Here is a 15,475-nt window from a genome sequence, read left to right on the forward strand (position 1 = left end):
TCATGGCACCAAAGACGGCATCAAAAGGTTTGCAACCCATTCTGGAACGGCAGACCGTCCAGGATCAGGTCTATGCGCAACTGCGCGAGGCACTGATCGCCGGCGCCTTCGAGGCGAAAGAGGCATTCACCATCGCGGGACTGGCCGACAGGTTTCAGGTCTCGCACATGCCTGTGCGCGAGGCGCTGCGCCGTCTGGCGGCCGAAAGCGCGCTGCGCATTGCGCCTTCGGGCACCGCCTATGTGCCCGACCTCTCTGCTGACGAGCTGGAGGATATCACCCGCGCCCGCGTCATCATCGAAGGCGCAACCACCGCCATCGCCTTTGACCACCTGGACGACGACGATCTCGCGCAGTTGCAGGCCATCGTCGCCCGTCATCATGCCAGCGGCCTGGCTGGCAATACCCCGGCGATGACGGCGGCCAACCGCGAATTCCACTTCCACATCTACCGCGCGGCCCAAAGTCCCGTCCTGATGAGTCAGATCGAAAATCTGTGGCTGCGCTCGGGTCCATATGTGCGCATCCTGTCGGACCGGATGGAACAGTTGCTGAAGACCGCGCTGCGCGACAGTTTCACCGCACATCACGAATCCGTCTGCAAGGCCCTTGCGATCCGTGATGCCGATGCCTTCCGCGCGGCGATGGAGGCCGATATTCGCGCGTCACACCTGCTGTTGCGCCAATTGATCGCCGAAGCGACGGCGCCATGAGCGCGCTGGCGGCAGATCCTTCTTGATCAAAAAATCATAATCGCTATGGCTGGGGTGACGGGGCATATCGGCCCCAGCCGCCCAGGGAGATTTGCATGACCCGTGCCGCCGCCATTGCCGCCGCCGTAGACACTCTGGCCAGTGGCCGGTTCAAGGCTGACCTCGCTCGACGTGTGGCGATGCCGACGGTTTCCCGCGAAGCCGCACATGCCCCGGATCTGCAACGTTATCTGGACGACGAGTTGGCGCCGATCTTTGCCCGCATGGGGTTCGACCAGCGCCAGTTCCGCCGCGATCCGGCGCCCGGCGGCTTTCTGCTGGCCTCCCGGATCGAAGATCCTGCACTGCCGACGGTGCTGATGTATGGCCACGGCGATGTGGTCACGGGCGTTCCCGAAATGTGGTCCGCAGGCTTGTCCCCGTTCGAGTTGACCGAACGCGATGGTGTTTGGTACGGGCGCGGCACTGCGGACAACAAGGGGCAGCATTCGGTCAACCTGGCGGCGATCGAGGCTGTTCTGTCGGTGAACGGGCGTCTTGGCTTCAACCTCAAGTTCCTGATGGAAATGGGCGAGGAATACGGCTCGCCGGGCCTTGCAGATCTGGTGGCCGAGAACCCCGAGGCGTTTGCCGCCGACATGCTGATCGCCTCGGACGGGCCGCGTATCGGGCGGTTGCAGCCCACGATCTTTCTGGGCGCGCGCGGCGGGCTGAACATCCATCTCGAAGTGGTGGCACGCGAGGGGTATCACCATTCGGGCAACTGGGGCGGCCTGCTGGCCAATCCCGGCGTGGAACTCGCCCATGCCATCGCCGCGCTGATCGGCCCGACCGGCGAATGCCTGGTGCCCGAATTGACCCCCGGCCGCATTCCGGCGGATGTCCAAGAGGCACTGGCGCGCTGCACCATCGAAACCTCGCCCGGCGATCCGCCGTTGGACCCGTGGTGGGGCGCGCCCGGACTGTCCCAGGCCGAGCGTGTCTATGGCTGGTCCACGCTGGAGGTGATGGAGATGGAATGCGGCAACATCGCCAAGCCGCTGTATGCCATTCCTCCATGGGCGCGGGCGCGGCTGCAACTGCGCCATCCGGTCGGGGTGGATACCGATGCCGTACTCCCCGCCGTGCGCCGCACACTGGACGCCGCCGGTTTCCAGCGGGTCCGGATCGTGCCTGCGACCGATGCCGCCTTTCCGGCCAGCCGGTCCGATCTTCAGAATGACTGGGTGCGGTTTGCCAGCGCCTCGCTGGAACGCACCTTGGGCAAGCCCCCGGTAATTCTGCCCAATCTGGGTGGATCGCTGCCCAATACGATCTTTACCGACACGCTGGGCCTGCCGACCATATGGGTGCCGCATTCCTATCCGGGCTGCGGCCAACACGGCGCCGACGAGCATCTTCCGGTGTCGATCGTGCACGAAGGTCTGGCCATGATGGCCGGGCTGTTCTGGGATCTGGGGCACCGGGCATGAGCTATTTTCTCTATCATTCCATCGGAACCTTTCCCGGCAAGGAAGCGGCGGTGAACCGGGCCGTCGCCGAATTCACCCGCCACTGGTGCGCCCAGGATGATGGTCAATGGCCCGACGCCATGGCACGGCGGGCCACCTTCATCACCGCCTGGCAACGGCTCATCGGCGCGCCGGACAGCACCCTGACCCTGGCGGAAAGCGTGACGGGCGCGCTCTATTCCCTGATGCGCGGGCTACCGGAAAGGCGACTGGCGGGCGGCGTGGTTCTGGTGGCGCAGGATTGCTTTCCCAGCTTGCACTTCCTGCTCGCCGAACTGGCGCGGCGCATCGGCTTTACCCTGCGCACCGTCGCCCCGACCGGCGGGCGCGCCTATGTGACCGATGACGACTTCATCGCCGAATGGGGCCCGGAGGTGCGGCTGGCGCTGATCACCTGGGTCACATCCACCGCCTCGCACCGGGCCGATCTGGACCGCCTTCTCGATCACGGCCGCCGCATGGGCAGCCTGGTGGGCGTGGACATCACCCAAGGGGTGGGGATCCGCCCCTATTCCGCACATGCCGACTTCACCGTCGGCTCCTCGCTGAAATGGTTGTGCGGCGTGTCCGGGGCAGGGGTCTTGCAGGTGATGCCCGACCTGCTGGCCGACTGCGCGCCGGAATTCCGCGGCTGGTTCAGCCAGGCAAATCCGTTTTCCTGGGATCTGGATGCCTTTGCCTTTGCACCTGACGCGCGGCGGTTCGACAATGGCACGCCGAACATACTGCCGGCAATCGCCAGCCAGCCGGGGCTCGACCATGTTCTGCACACCGGCCTTGCGGGGCTCGAGGCGCAGAACCGGCAATTGACCGGCCTGCTGCGGGATGGCGCGGCGGATCTGGGCCTGTCTCTGGCCTCCCCCGCCGAAGCCGATCGCCGCGGCGGCAGCCTGATGTTGCACATCAAGGGCAATGCCGTGGCTTTGGTCGACGAACTGCGCCGTCGTGGCATCCATACCGATGCCCGAGGGGCCATCCTGCGGTTGTCACCTGGCAGCGTCACGACACCGGATCACTGTGCAGAACTTCTGGCAGCCTTGAAAAGCCTGCTGGACTGACCCGCTTCGGCCTTTCATCTTGCCCGAAATACCCCAAGGGGTCCGGGGGGCTGGCCCCCCGGCGGTCCATGCCAGACACCCGGCCGGTCAGAGCGCGCCAAAGAACCGTTGCATCCGGTCCATCGCTTCGGTGATGTCCTCTTCGGACAAGGAGCCAAAGCAGACACGCAGATGGCCCTCGCCGGTCGGCCCGTAAAAGCTGCCCGCCTCGACCGCGACCCCTGCATCTTCCAGCAGCCTTTCGGCCACCTCTTGCGAGGACAGGCCGGTTTCGCGGATGTCGGGAAAGGCATAGATGGTGCCTTCGGGCCAGGCGCAGCGCACCCCCGCCATCTGGTTCAGGCGGCTGACCACGATATCGCGTTTTGCCTTGTCCTCGGCCACCAGCCCTGCCAGCACCGCCGGATCGCCGGTCAGCGCGGCGGTCGCACCATCCTGGATGAAGGTGTTGACATGGGTCACATCGTTTGCGGTGATCTTCAGCAGCGGCCCGATGGCCCAATCGGGCGCAACCATATAGCCAATGCGCCATCCATCCATGGCATAGCTCTTGGTAAAGGCGAACATGCTGATCGTGCGCGCCTCCATCCCCGGCAACGACGCGATGGAGATATGCTCGGCACCGTCGAACAGGATATCCTCGTAGACCTCATCCGACACCACCAGCAGATCATGCCGGATCGCCAGATCGGCCAGGCCTTGCAATTCGGCGCGGGTATAGACGCGGCCGGTGGGATTGCAGGGGTTGATCAGCACGATCATCTTGGTGCGCGGGGTGATCTTTGCCTCGATCCGCGCCGGGTCGATGGCAAAATTGTTCGCGGCATCCAGCCCGGCGGTGACGACCGAGCCGCCTGCCAGTTCGATCTTGCCGATATGCTGGGGATAATAAGGCTCCAGCAGGATCGCCTCGTCCCCGTCGTCGATCAGGGCCATGATCGCGGCATAGGAGGCATGGGTCAGCCCGTTGGTCACGATGATCCGGTCCACCGGCACATCCAGCGCGTTCTTGCGTTTCAGCTTGTCGCGCGCAGCTTCACGAAAGTGCAGCTCGCCCGGCAAATTGGAATAATGCACCTTGCCAGCCAACAAGGCGTCAATCGTGGCCTGCTTGATATGCGCCGGTGTGTCGGAATGGGGCATCCCGACCTCCATCCGCAGCAAGGGCCGGCCGGCCGCGGCCAATGCGGCGGCCCGCCCGAACATCCCGAAGGATTTTCCTGAAGTTTCGGTAATGCGGCGGGCAAGATAAGGCATGAGGGATCACCAACTCGTTTCGGATCATTTGATCACACTATTGGCGCCCCAGGTCAAGCCTTTAGTCCGCAGCCCAGGCTATCCGGTGCAACTGTCGGTCAGGCGATCAAGAAAGTCTGTGCAACGGTGCAACATGGCCACTTCGACATATTCGTCGGGCTGGTGCGGCTGTGTGTTGTCGCCCGGTCCGATCACAAGCGACGGGATGCCCTGCACAGTAAAGATTCCCGCCTCGGTTCCGCCCGATTTGGTCAACGGCTGTTGTGTACCCGTCAGGTCGAGCATCTCGCGCAAAAGGGCCGCGTCGCTGACCGGGTTCAGCGGCGGAATTCGGGCCTGGGTGATGAACGTGATACCGGCCTCGGGGCTAATCTTTTTCATCGCCGGTTCAAGTGTGGCGGCAAAGGCTTTCATTCGTTCCAGGACGGCAAGATCGCTGTCGGGCGGGCTGCCAGGGGTGATGCGCATCTCCCAGAAGAACTCGCAATCCTCGGCCACGATATTGCCATGCAGGCCACCGCGGATCTGGTTGACCTGAATGGTGGACCATGGCGGCGTCGCGGCGGCATAGCGCGGGCCATCGCGCATGTCGTCGCGGATGCGGTTGATCTCGGCCACGACTTCTGCGGCGATCATCACCGCGTTGACATATTTGTCGGGCTGCGACGAATGACCGGGCAGGCCCTTGACCTTGCACCAGCCGATCAGCCCGCCCTTATGCGCATTCGCCACATGCATCTCGGTCGGCTCGCCGATCACGGCGAGGCGCGGCCGCATGTGGCTTTTGCCGATCCATTCGGCCATGTCCCATACGCCGGTGCAGCCGACCTCCTCGTCATAAGAGAATGCGAAATGGACAGGTTTGGTCAGCGTCTTGGCAGCAATCGTCGGCAAGGCGGCCAGACAACAGGCGATGAACCCCTGCATGTCGCTGGCCCCCCGCCCGATCAGGCGGCCATTCTCGACGCGCGCCAACCAGGGATCGCCGCTCCAGCTCTGACCCTCGCACGGGACCACATCGGTATGGCCACTGAACAGAACGCCGCCCGGCACCTCTGGTCCGAGCGTCAGAAGCAGGCTGGCCTTGCGCCCCGTCGGATCGGGAAAGCGGCGGGCGGTCACACCATAGGGCCGCGCGACATCTTCGATCCAGTCCAGCAGCGGCAGGTTCGACTCTGCGCTGATGGTGCGGAACGAAATGATCTTCGCCAGAAGGTCGACGACAGTCTTGCGGTCCGGGGTCATGCTATTCTCCAATCATTCGATGGTTTGATCACATATTGCATTGCGGAGTATTTCAAGGTCAAACTGCCCTGAATGCAAGAATGAGGGAATTGCATGGTCAGCGATCTCGGACCAGGGCCGCGCCCTGCAACCGCCCCTAGGGCAGGCGCATGACCGGGCCAATCGGCATTCTTGGCGCCGGTATCGCAGGCGTCTCCATGGCGTTGCAGCTTCAGGCCAGGGGCGTTCCGGTGATCTTGCTGGATCGCGGCAAACCCGGCGGCGGCACCAGCTATGGCAATGCCGGGTTGATAGAGATGTCCGCTCTTCTGCCTCATCCCTGTCCGCAGGACATTGGCACGCTGGCGCGCTACGCGCTCAACCTCTCGCCGGATCTGCGCTGGACATGGGCGGGGCTGGGGGCGGGTCTTTATCAGTACTGGCGCAATTCGCGCGCTGACCGCATCGACACGATCGGCGCCAGCTTTCGCACGCTTATGCGGGTGGCGCTGGCCGAACATCGGGCCCTTGCGCACAAGGCGGGGGCGCTTGACCTTTTGCGCGCCTGTGGCTGGCTGGAGCTGATCCGCGATCCCCGCGCCCTGGAAATCGACCGTGCGGCCGATATGGCGCAGCATGGTATTGCGGTTGCCCGGCTGGACAGTGCCGCGCTTCGGGCGGCGGAGCCCGATCTGCGCCAACCCTTCGCCGGTGCATTCCATTGGCAGGGAACCGTCTCGATCACCGATCCGGGCGCCTATGTGGCCCGGATGGCCGAGGCATTTCGCACCGCTGGGGGCGAGGTGGTATCGGCGAACGTGACCGATCTGGTCCGCAGGGGGGCCGGCTGGCGGATCGCATCCTCGAAGGGTGCCATGGATGTTGCGCAGGTGGTGGTCGCCCTGGGCCCGTGGAGCCCGGATCTGTTGCAGCCGCTGGGGCTTTCGGTGCCGATGTTGTTCAAGCGCGGCTATCACCAGCATTTCGCCGCCGCACCGGGTTGCAGGCTGCGCCATCCGGTTCACCTGCCCGGCAGCGGGCATCTCGTGGTGCCCATGGCCATGGGGCTCAGAGTGTTGACGGGCGTGGAACTTGCGCGCCGCGATGCCCCGCCGGATCTGCGCCAGATCCAAGCTGCCGCGCGGGCCGCACATACATATCTACCGCTTGGCGCCCCGGTCGATCCTCCGTGGCTTGGCAGCCGTCCCTGCCTGCCCGACATGCTGCCGCTGATCGGTGAGACGACGGCACAACCGGGCCTGTGGTGCCTGTTCGGCCACGGTCATCACGGCCTGACCCAAGGCCCCGCCAGTGCCCGGTTGCTTGCAGAGATGATGACCGGCGAGGCCCCCTTTATCGACCCCACACCCTTTGCCCCGTCACGGATGGGGCTGTAGGGCGCCAGCACTCTGGCGAATGCGGGCGCGGCCTCTCAACCTGCCACACCCTCGCCGATCAGGTCACAGGCCGCCAGCCGGCCACCCGGCAACTCGCGCAGCGCCGGTCGCCGCGTGGCACAAGCGGGCACGGCCACGGAACAGCGCGGGTGGAAATGGCAGCCCGAAGGCGGGTTCAGCGGCGACGGCATCTCGCCCTTGATGCCGGTGAACTGACGTTTCTTGGGTTCCAGCCGCGGGACTTCGGCCAGCAGGGCGCGGGTGTACGGATGCTGGGGGTCGGCGAACAGCTCTTCGGCGCCCGCCAGTTCCACGACCCGGCCCAGATACATCACGGCGATCCGGTCCGAGATATGCTGGACCACCCCCAGATCATGGCTGACAAAGATATAGGTCAGCCCCATCTGCGCACGCAGATCCATGAACAGGTTGAGGATCTGCGACTGGATCGAGACATCCAGCGCCGCGGTCGATTCATCGCAGATCAGGACGCGCGGCTGGACTGCCAGCGCACGGGCAATGCCGATGCGCGCCCGCTGTCCGCCCGAAAACTGGTGCGCATACAGATAGCGCGTCGAAGGGTCGAGGCCCACGCGCTCCATCATCTCGCAGACATATCCATCCTGATCGGCAGGCTTGACCAGCCCATGCGCCACCGGCGCCTCGCCGATGATGTCCACCACCCGCAAGCGGGGGTTCAGCGAGGACATCGGATCCTGAAACACCATCTGCACGGCCAGCCCCGCCCGGCGCCGCTCGGCGGCCGACATGGCCGCCATGTCGGCGCCTTCGAACCTGATCCTGCCCGAGGTGGGCGACAGGATGCCGCTGATCATCCGGGCGAGGGTGGACTTGCCGCAGCCGGATTCTCCGACCAGCCCCAGCACCTCGCCCTGCCGGACGGTGAAGCTGACATCATCCACCGCCCGCACACGCGGGGGCAGGGGGCTGCCCACCAGCTTGTGGGCGATGCGCGCCGCAATGTCGGGTTTGCGGGCAAAGACGCGGCCCACGCCTTCAAGCTGAAGGATCGGGGGGGCGGTGTCGGTCATGTGGGTCATCCCGGTTTCAGGCCGTGGCATGGGCAGTCAGGGGGTGATGGCAGGCAACGGTGCGCCCGGCCACGGGGCGGGGCGGCGGCACCTCGGCACGGCAGACGGCATCGGCGTGGTCGCAACGCGGGTGGAACGGGCAACCCGTCGGCATCGCAACCAGCGACGGCGTTGTTCCCGCGATCTGTGCCAGCCGTGCCCCCCGGCGATTCCGGCTGGGAACCGAGGCGATCAGGCCCGCCGTATAGGGATGGCGCGGATCCGACAGGATGTCGGTCACGGTGCCGGTCTCGACAATGCGGCCTGCATACATCACCGCGATACGGTCTGCGAGGCCGGCGACAACCGACAGATCGTGCGTGATCCAGACCAGTGCCGTGCCGGTTTCCGCGGCCAGTTGCTGGACTTCGCCCAGAACCTGGCTCTGGATCGTGACATCCAGCGCCGTTGTCGGCTCGTCCGCGATCAGCACCGCAGGGCGGTTCAGCAGCGCGATGGCAATCGCCAGCCGCTGGCGCATCCCGCCGGAAAACTGATGCGGATAGCCCAACAGCCGTTCCTCGGGTGACGGAATGCCCACAGCCGCCAAGGCCGCAAGGCATTTTTCCCGCGCCGCCCTGGTGGACAGGCCAGGCTCATGCGCGCGCAGCGCCTCGATCATCTGGGTATCGACGCGCAGAACCGGGTTCAGCGTCGTCGAGGGATCTTGGAAGATCATCGAGATCTCGCGCCCGCGTTTCTTGCGCAGCTCTGCCTCGGAAAGACCGACCAATTCATGGCCGTTCACCTTGACAGAGCCCGAGACGATACGCCCCGGCGGGTCGATCAGGCCCATGGTGGCAAGGCCAGTTATCGACTTGCCAGACCCTGATTCACCGACCAGCCCCAGTACCTCGCCCGGCATCACGTGAAACTCTATGCCACGCACCGCCGCCAGGTCGCCACGACGGGTGGCGAAGGATACGGCAAGGTTCGTGACCTGCAAGGCGGGTTGGCTCATGGCAGGCCCCTTCACGACGACAGACGGGGGTTGAGGATGATGCGCAGCCGGTCGCCCACAAGGTTGATGGCGATGATCACCAGAACCAGCAGCACGCCGGGAAACACCGCAATCCAGTACTTGCCCGACAGCATGTAGCTGTAGCCCTGCGAAATCAGCATTCCCAGCGAAGGCTCGGTCACAGGCACCCCGGCCCCCAGAAACGACAGGGTGGATTCCAGCAGGATGGCCCCGGCGACCTGAACAGTGGCCACAACGATCAGCGGCGGAATGCAATTGGGCAGCAAATGGCGGAACAGCACCCGCCAGCGCGGCAGTTGCAGCACCGAACAGGCGGCGATGTAATCCTTGCGCGTTTCAACCAGGGCCGATCCCCGCACCGTGCGCGCATAATAGGCCCATTGCACGATCACCAGCGCGATGATCACCTTGTCGATGCCGCGCCCGAAGGCCGACAGCAGAACCAGGGCGATAAGGATCGACGGAAACGCCAGATGCAGATCGACGATCCGCATGACGATGGATTCGAACCGGCCTCCGATAAAGGCCGCAGCCACCCCCACCGTCGCCCCGATCGCCCCAGCGATCAGCACCGTGACAAGCCCGACCGACAACGAGATCCGCAGCCCGTACAGCATGGCCGACAACATGTCGCGCCCCTGTGCATCGGTGCCCAGCCAGGCGATCTGCCCCGACATCATCTCGCCGCCCGGTGGCAGCATGTTGTCCATGATGTCGATCTGCATCAGATCATAGGGGTTCTGCGGCGCGATCCATGGCGCAAGCACGGCGATCAGCGCGGCCAGCAACAGAACGACGATGCCTACAATGGCCGTCGGGCTTTCGATGAACTTCGCGGCCTGAATGCGCAGGATGTTCTGTTTGGGCAGGGCCGGGGTTGCGGCTGGTGTGCTCATGCGCTTTCCTCCGACAGCCGGATCCGGGGATCCAGCACCGCATACAGGATATCGACCACCAGATTGATGCCGACGAACATCACTGTGGTGAACAGCAGGTAGGTGACAACGACAGGACGATCCAGCCGGTTGATCGAGCTGATCAGCAACTCGCCCATGCCCTGATAGGCAAAGATCGTTTCCACGACGACCGAAAAGGCCAGCAAGCCGCCGAACTCCATCCCCATGATGGTGACAACCGGGATCAGCACGTTCTTGAAAATATGGACGGAAACGATACGCCAGAACCCCAGCCCCTTGGCGCGGGCAAAGCGGATGTAATCCTGCGACATCACCTCTCGCGTGCCGGATTCGCACACCCGGATCACCAGCGACGCCTTGTAAAGCGCAAGCGTCGTGGCAGGGAGAATCATGTGTTTCAGCCCGTCCAGCGTCAGCGACGCCAGATTGATGCCGAACACCTGAACCGTCTGGCCACGCCCACCCGACGGCAGCACCTGCAACTGCACGGCAAAGATCAGCACCAGCATCAATCCGACCCAGAACGCAGGCAGCGAAAACCCAAGGATCGACCCGCCCATGATGGTCTTGCCTGCGAAACTGCCTGGCCGCATTCCGGCGATGATGCCCAGCGGAATACCGATGACCAGCGCCAGCACCATGGCAAAGACCGCAAGCTCCAACGTGGTCGGCAGGCGCAGGAACAGCACCTCGATCGCCGGAATGCCATAGACAAAGGATGTCCCGAGATCGCCACGCACGGCATTCCACAGGAACAGGCCGAATTGCTCGTGCAGCGGCCGGTCCAGACCCAGCCGCGCGATGGCGGCCGCACGCTCGATCTGGTCGGAATCGGGGCTGAGCAACGCATCCACCGGATTGCCCAGCATATAGACGGCGGCAAACACCAGAACGGCCATCGCCAGCATTGTGAACAGCGCCTGGAACACCCGGCGAATCAGATAGGCAGTCATATACGGCCCCCGTCGCGCCCCTGGCGCGATGCCGCAGGTATCCTATGGTCCAAGCGTGGGTCCTTCCTGTTCTGTTCGGGTCTTTCGGACTCTGCCGGGCGGATGGTCGAAAGTAATGGTTGAAACTCAAATTAACAGCGTTGTATCATTTGATCAAGGAAACACTCAACAACAGGGAAGCCATAGAAATGACCTATGCAAAAAGGCTTTTGTCCTCGGCGGCGCTTGCACTCGTCCTGAGCGGCGGTGCCGTTCAGGCCGCAGATCTGACCTATGCGATCAGCGCGCCCGTGACAGCGGTCGACCCGCATTACCAGAATGCCACGCCGAACAACGCCGCCCTCAGCAACATCTTTGAATCGCTGACGGTGATCGGCCCCGATGGCATGGTGGAGCCTTCGCTGGCCAAGGAATGGCGCCTGATCGACGACGTGACCTGGGAATTTGATCTGGTCCCGGCCATGTTCCATGACGGCACGCCCATGACGGCTGCGGATGTAGAGTTTTCGCTGCTGCGCCCGGCGACGATCACCAACAGCCCCTCGGCCTTCACGATCTACACCCGGCCGATCAAGGAAATCCAGATCGTCGATGATCACACCATTCGGCTGATCACCAATGCGCCGTTCCCGCAGTTCCCGCGCGACCTGACCCGCGTGGCCATCGTCAAGAAAGACCTGGTCGAAGGCGCGAGCACGCCAGAATTCAACAGTGGCAAGGCCGCCATCGGCACCGGGCCCTACAAGTTCACCGGCTATACCCCCGACGACCAACTGAACATGACCCGCTTTGACGGATACTGGGGCGACGCACCCGCGTGGGACAATGTGCGCATCCGCTTCATCACCGACGATGGTGCGCGCTCGGCTGCGCTGTTGTCCGGTTCGGTCGATGCGATCGAGAACGTACCGACCTCGGATCTGGAGCGTTTCCAGTCGAACCCCGATCTTGTCTATGAATCGGCCAAGTCGATGCGCGTGGTGTTCCTGTTCGTCGACTCGGGCCGTGATCAGGCGCCGACGATCCTGAGCCATGATGGCAAGCCGCTGGACAAGAACCCGCTCAAGGACGTGCGGGTGCGGCAAGCGATCAACCTTGCGATCAACCGCGATGCCATCCGCGACCGGCTGATGTCCGGCCTGGCATGGCCGACCAACAATATCGTCTTTGACGGCGGCGAAGGCTATATCGAGGCGCTGGACGCCCCTGCCTTCGATGCGGACAAGGCCAAGGCCCTGCTGGCAGAGGCCGGATACCCGGACGGGTTCCAGGTAACGCTGGCCACCCCGAACAACCGCCTGATCAACGACGAACAGGTCGCACAGGGCATTGCCCAGATGTTGACCCGCGCAGGCATCCGCACGCAGGTGGATTCCATGCCCTTCACCATGGTCAATACCCGCGGCAATGGCGGTGAATTCGCCATGAGCATGATGGCTTGGGGCAATACGGCCGATGCGGCTGGCGGCATCCGCGCCATGATCGCCTGCAAGGACAAGGACAAGGGCATGGGCCCGGTCAACTGGGGCAATTACTGCAACCCCAAACTGGACGAAGTGACGATGAAGGCCATGGCCACCATGGACGAAGGCGAGCGCCGGGGCCTGATGGCCGAAGCTGCGCAGATCGTGCATGACGACATGGCCATCGTTCCGCTCTACTGGCAGGGGTCCACCTGGGCGGCACGCAAGGGCATCGACATCCTGCCGCGTGCCGACGAGCAGACCCGCCCGTCGTCGTTCGTGCCGAACTGACCCATCGGACATACCCAAATCCGCGGGCGGCTTCGGCCGCCCGTTCCATGACCGGAGCCTGAAATGACGCCATCTGCCCCGCTGTCCGTGACCGATCATCTTGCCCGACTGGTGGCGTTTCCCACCGTCAGCGCCGCCAGCAACCTGGAGATGGCGGCAGCCATCGAAGCCGCGGTCGCCCCCTATGGCGGGCGGTGTCGCCGCTTTGCCAATGCCGAGAGAACCAAGACGAACCTGCTTGTGACCTTTGGTCCCGAGGTGCCGGGGGGCGTGCTGTTCAGCGGCCATATGGATGTGGTCCCCTGCGCCGGACAGGACTGGACGGCCGACCCCTGGACCCTGCGCCACGTCGGTCCGCGCGTGATCGGGCGGGGCGTGACGGATATGAAGGGCTTTCTGGCCTGCTGTCTGGCTGCCATGCCGGCAATCGCAGCCGCACCGCTTACCAAGCCCGTGCATTTCGCGTTTTCTTACGACGAGGAAGTGGGCTGTACCGGCGTCCCGCCCATGGCCGACTGGATCGGCGCCAGCGCGATGCGCCCCCGGCTGGCCGTGATCGGCGAGCCCAGCAACATGGACCTGATCACGGCCCACAAGGGCGGCATGATCGGATGGGCGCATGTCAAAGGCGTGCCCGGCCATTCCTCGCAACCAGACAAATATGTCAACGCGGTCATGGTCGCTGCCGAACTGGTGGCCGAGATCAACCGCATCCGCGACGATATGAAAACGGGCCCGCAACTGGACCTGTTCGATCCGCCCTTTTCGACGATTCAGGTCAACCAGATCAACGGGGGCCTGCACGGCAATATCGTGGCCGAGGATTGCGCCTTTTTCTGGGAAATGCGCGTGGTGCCGGGAACCGATGATCGGGCGGTGTTCGACCGCTTTGCCCGCTATGCGTCCGATGTGCTGGAACCCGCGATGAAACGGGTTTCCGAAACGGCGGGCATTCGCTTTGACGTGATGGCACGCATTCCGCTGCTGGCGCCGACCGGCGACGCGGCGCTGGAGGCCGAACTTCTGACGCTGCTGGACCAGAGCGCACCGCGCGGCGTTTCCTATGGCACAGAGGCCGGACATTTCGCCGTTGCGGGGATTCCGGCTGTCGTTTGCGGCCCTGGGGATATTGCCGATGCCCACCAGCCTGATGAAAGCATCGCCGTCAGCCAGCTTGACGCCTGCGTCACCTTTCTGGAAAGGCTCGTGGCGACCTGCCGCTAGTACCTGCCACCCTGTCATTGCGCCCCCCCCCGCATCGGGGGGGGCGTCCGCCTCAGAACTCCGCCACCTTGCCCCAGGCCGCGCTGGCAAAGCGCGACAGACGGTAATCGGCCATGTCGACAAAGCCGGGGCGCCCTGTCACCAGATCCGCGATCATCAACCCGGCGCCGGGGCCGATGCCGAACCCATGGCCGCTGAACCCCGCCGCAAGGACAAAACCGGGGAGTGCGGGTATTTCACCGATCACCGGCACCCCGTCCGGCGTGCTGTCGATATACCCGGCCCAGGCGGCCTCTAACCTGCGCTCCGCCAATGCAGGCAACAGTTTGCGCACACGGCGCAGGGTGTCGTCGATGATCGCCTGCGACGGGCGCGGGTCCAGGATGCGGGCGCGTTCCATCGGCGTTGGCTGATCCAGCGCCCAGCGGCGGCGGCGTTCATGCCCCCACCCCAGCGCCTGCAACCCGCCGGGCGTGACGGCCTTGCGCCGCTTGAAGAACATCGGCAGGAAATGCCGACCATAGCGCAGGGTCTGGAATGTCGGGTCCATCTGGCCCCGCCCGCTGATCGCCACGGTATATCCACCATTGGTGCGCCGGGTTACGGCCGCCTCTGGCGTATAGAGCGCATCAGGCACCGGCGCGGCGTCACCGGGCGCCAGCGACAGGATGGAGGACCGCATCGACGCCTGCGGAAAGCTGATCCCCAACTGGCGACAGAAGGACGAGGCCCAGGCCCCCCCCGCCATCACCACCTGCGCGGTGCGGATCACCCCCTTTTCGGTGATCACGCCGCTGACCCTGCCCGCCGAGGTTTCGATCCCGCGCGCGGCGCACATCTGCACCACCGTGCCGCCGAACTTCTGAACACCCTGCGCGATGACCGGACAGGCGCGCGAGGGGTCGGCGGTGCCATCGGTCGGCGACCAGACACCACCTTGCCAGCGCCGCCCAGTGGCCGCCGCCCGCGCCTCCAGTTCAGCACCCGAAAGCATGTGGGTTTCCACCCCCTGACCGATGGCGAACCGCCGCCATTCGGCCCAACTGTCCAGTTGGGCCTGATCGTCGGACAGATAGGTCAGCCCACAGCGACGAAAGCCGACATCCGCGCCGATGTCCGCGGCCATCGCCTCCCACAGGTCAAGGCTGCGGGTCGCAACCGGCAATTCGCGCGCATCGCGGTTCTGCTGACGGCACCATCCCCAGTTGCGGCTGGATTGTTCCGCACCGATCCGGCCTTTCTCCAGCAGCACCACCCGCACACCACGCTGCGCCAGATAATAGGCCGCGCAGGTGCCGATGATGCCGCCCCCGATGACGACAACCTCCGCCTCGGGCGGAAGATCGCCGGGGGTGTCAATGCTCAGAAGTGGCGCGCCCATAAGGGTGTCTCCG

At 64.5% G+C, this 15,475-nt stretch carries 13 protein-coding genes; 6 read left to right on the plus strand and 7 right to left on the minus strand.

Annotated elements, in window-relative coordinates; all coding sequences use genetic code 11:
* The first annotated feature begins 2 nt into the window (after positions 1-2).
* The 3 genes from BW970_RS10365 to BW970_RS10375 all read left to right on the plus strand — a co-directional run bounded on the left by BW970_RS10365 (position 3) and on the right by BW970_RS10375 (position 3,282).
* Positions 3-713, plus strand: coding sequence for a GntR family transcriptional regulator (locus BW970_RS10365; RefSeq protein ID WP_076531119.1), 711 nt, complete (start codon positions 3-5; stop codon positions 711-713).
* 95 nt (positions 714-808) lie between these two features.
* On the plus strand, positions 809-2,185 hold the full coding sequence (locus tag BW970_RS10370; RefSeq protein ID WP_076530909.1) for a M20 family metallopeptidase: 1,377 nt from the start codon (positions 809-811) through the stop codon (positions 2,183-2,185).
* Positions 2,182-3,282 (plus strand): aminotransferase class V-fold PLP-dependent enzyme, encoded by a 1,101-nt coding sequence (locus tag BW970_RS10375; protein WP_076530912.1) that lies wholly within the window; start codon positions 2,182-2,184, stop codon positions 3,280-3,282. The genes BW970_RS10370 and BW970_RS10375 overlap by 4 nt, the downstream gene beginning before the upstream one ends.
* A gap of 87 nt (positions 3,283-3,369) precedes the next feature.
* Here BW970_RS10375 and BW970_RS10380 read toward each other — a convergent pair whose 3' ends face one another.
* Complete coding sequence (locus tag BW970_RS10380) at positions 3,370-4,539, minus strand: pyridoxal phosphate-dependent aminotransferase (protein WP_076530914.1); 1,170 nt, start codon at positions 4,537-4,539, stop codon at positions 3,370-3,372.
* A gap of 78 nt (positions 4,540-4,617) precedes the next feature.
* On the minus strand, positions 4,618-5,784 hold the full coding sequence (gene argE, locus BW970_RS10385; protein WP_076530916.1) for an acetylornithine deacetylase: 1,167 nt from the start codon (positions 5,782-5,784) through the stop codon (positions 4,618-4,620).
* Between the two features lie 149 nt (positions 5,785-5,933).
* On the opposite strand from argE (BW970_RS10385), the gene BW970_RS10390 reads away from it, so the two are divergent.
* Positions 5,934-7,160, plus strand: a complete 1,227-nt coding sequence (locus tag BW970_RS10390) for an NAD(P)/FAD-dependent oxidoreductase (protein ID WP_076530918.1) — start codon at positions 5,934-5,936, stop codon at positions 7,158-7,160.
* A 35-nt stretch (positions 7,161-7,195) separates the two neighbouring features.
* On the opposite strand, the gene BW970_RS10395 is transcribed toward BW970_RS10390, so the two are convergent.
* From BW970_RS10395 to BW970_RS10410, 4 genes are read right to left on the minus strand one after another with little or no spacing between them, the layout of a single operon-like run.
* A complete protein-coding gene (locus BW970_RS10395) occupies positions 7,196-8,212 on the minus strand; it encodes an ABC transporter ATP-binding protein (protein ID WP_076531121.1) in 1,017 nt (338 codons plus the stop codon).
* Positions 8,213-8,228: 16 nt separating this feature from the next.
* Positions 8,229-9,212, minus strand: a complete 984-nt coding sequence (locus BW970_RS10400; protein ID WP_076530920.1) for an ABC transporter ATP-binding protein — start codon at positions 9,210-9,212, stop codon at positions 8,229-8,231.
* A gap of 11 nt (positions 9,213-9,223) precedes the next feature.
* Positions 9,224-10,129 carry an ABC transporter permease gene (locus tag BW970_RS10405; protein ID WP_076530923.1) on the minus strand — a complete coding sequence of 302 codons (906 nt, stop codon included), beginning with the start codon at positions 10,127-10,129 and terminating at the stop codon, positions 9,224-9,226.
* On the minus strand, positions 10,126-11,103 hold the full coding sequence (locus tag BW970_RS10410; protein WP_076530925.1) for an ABC transporter permease: 978 nt from the start codon (positions 11,101-11,103) through the stop codon (positions 10,126-10,128). Before BW970_RS10410 ends, BW970_RS10405 begins: the two co-directional genes overlap by 4 nt.
* A gap of 188 nt (positions 11,104-11,291) precedes the next feature.
* Here BW970_RS10410 and BW970_RS10415 point away from each other — a divergent pair, with 188 nt between their 5' ends.
* Positions 11,292-12,857, plus strand: a complete 1,566-nt coding sequence (locus BW970_RS10415) for an ABC transporter substrate-binding protein (RefSeq protein ID WP_076530927.1) — start codon at positions 11,292-11,294, stop codon at positions 12,855-12,857.
* A 63-nt stretch (positions 12,858-12,920) separates the two neighbouring features.
* Positions 12,921-14,081, plus strand: a complete 1,161-nt coding sequence (argE, locus tag BW970_RS10420) for an acetylornithine deacetylase (RefSeq protein WP_076530929.1) — start codon at positions 12,921-12,923, stop codon at positions 14,079-14,081.
* Positions 14,082-14,133: 52 nt separating this feature from the next.
* Here argE (BW970_RS10420) and BW970_RS10425 read toward each other — a convergent pair whose 3' ends face one another.
* Positions 14,134-15,462, minus strand: coding sequence for an NAD(P)/FAD-dependent oxidoreductase (locus BW970_RS10425; RefSeq protein WP_076530931.1), 1,329 nt, complete (start codon positions 15,460-15,462; stop codon positions 14,134-14,136).
* Positions 15,463-15,475 lie beyond the last annotated feature (13 nt).

The organism is Gemmobacter megaterium (assembly GCF_900156815.1).
GTDB lineage: Bacteria > Pseudomonadota > Alphaproteobacteria > Rhodobacterales > Rhodobacteraceae > Wagnerdoeblera > Wagnerdoeblera megaterium.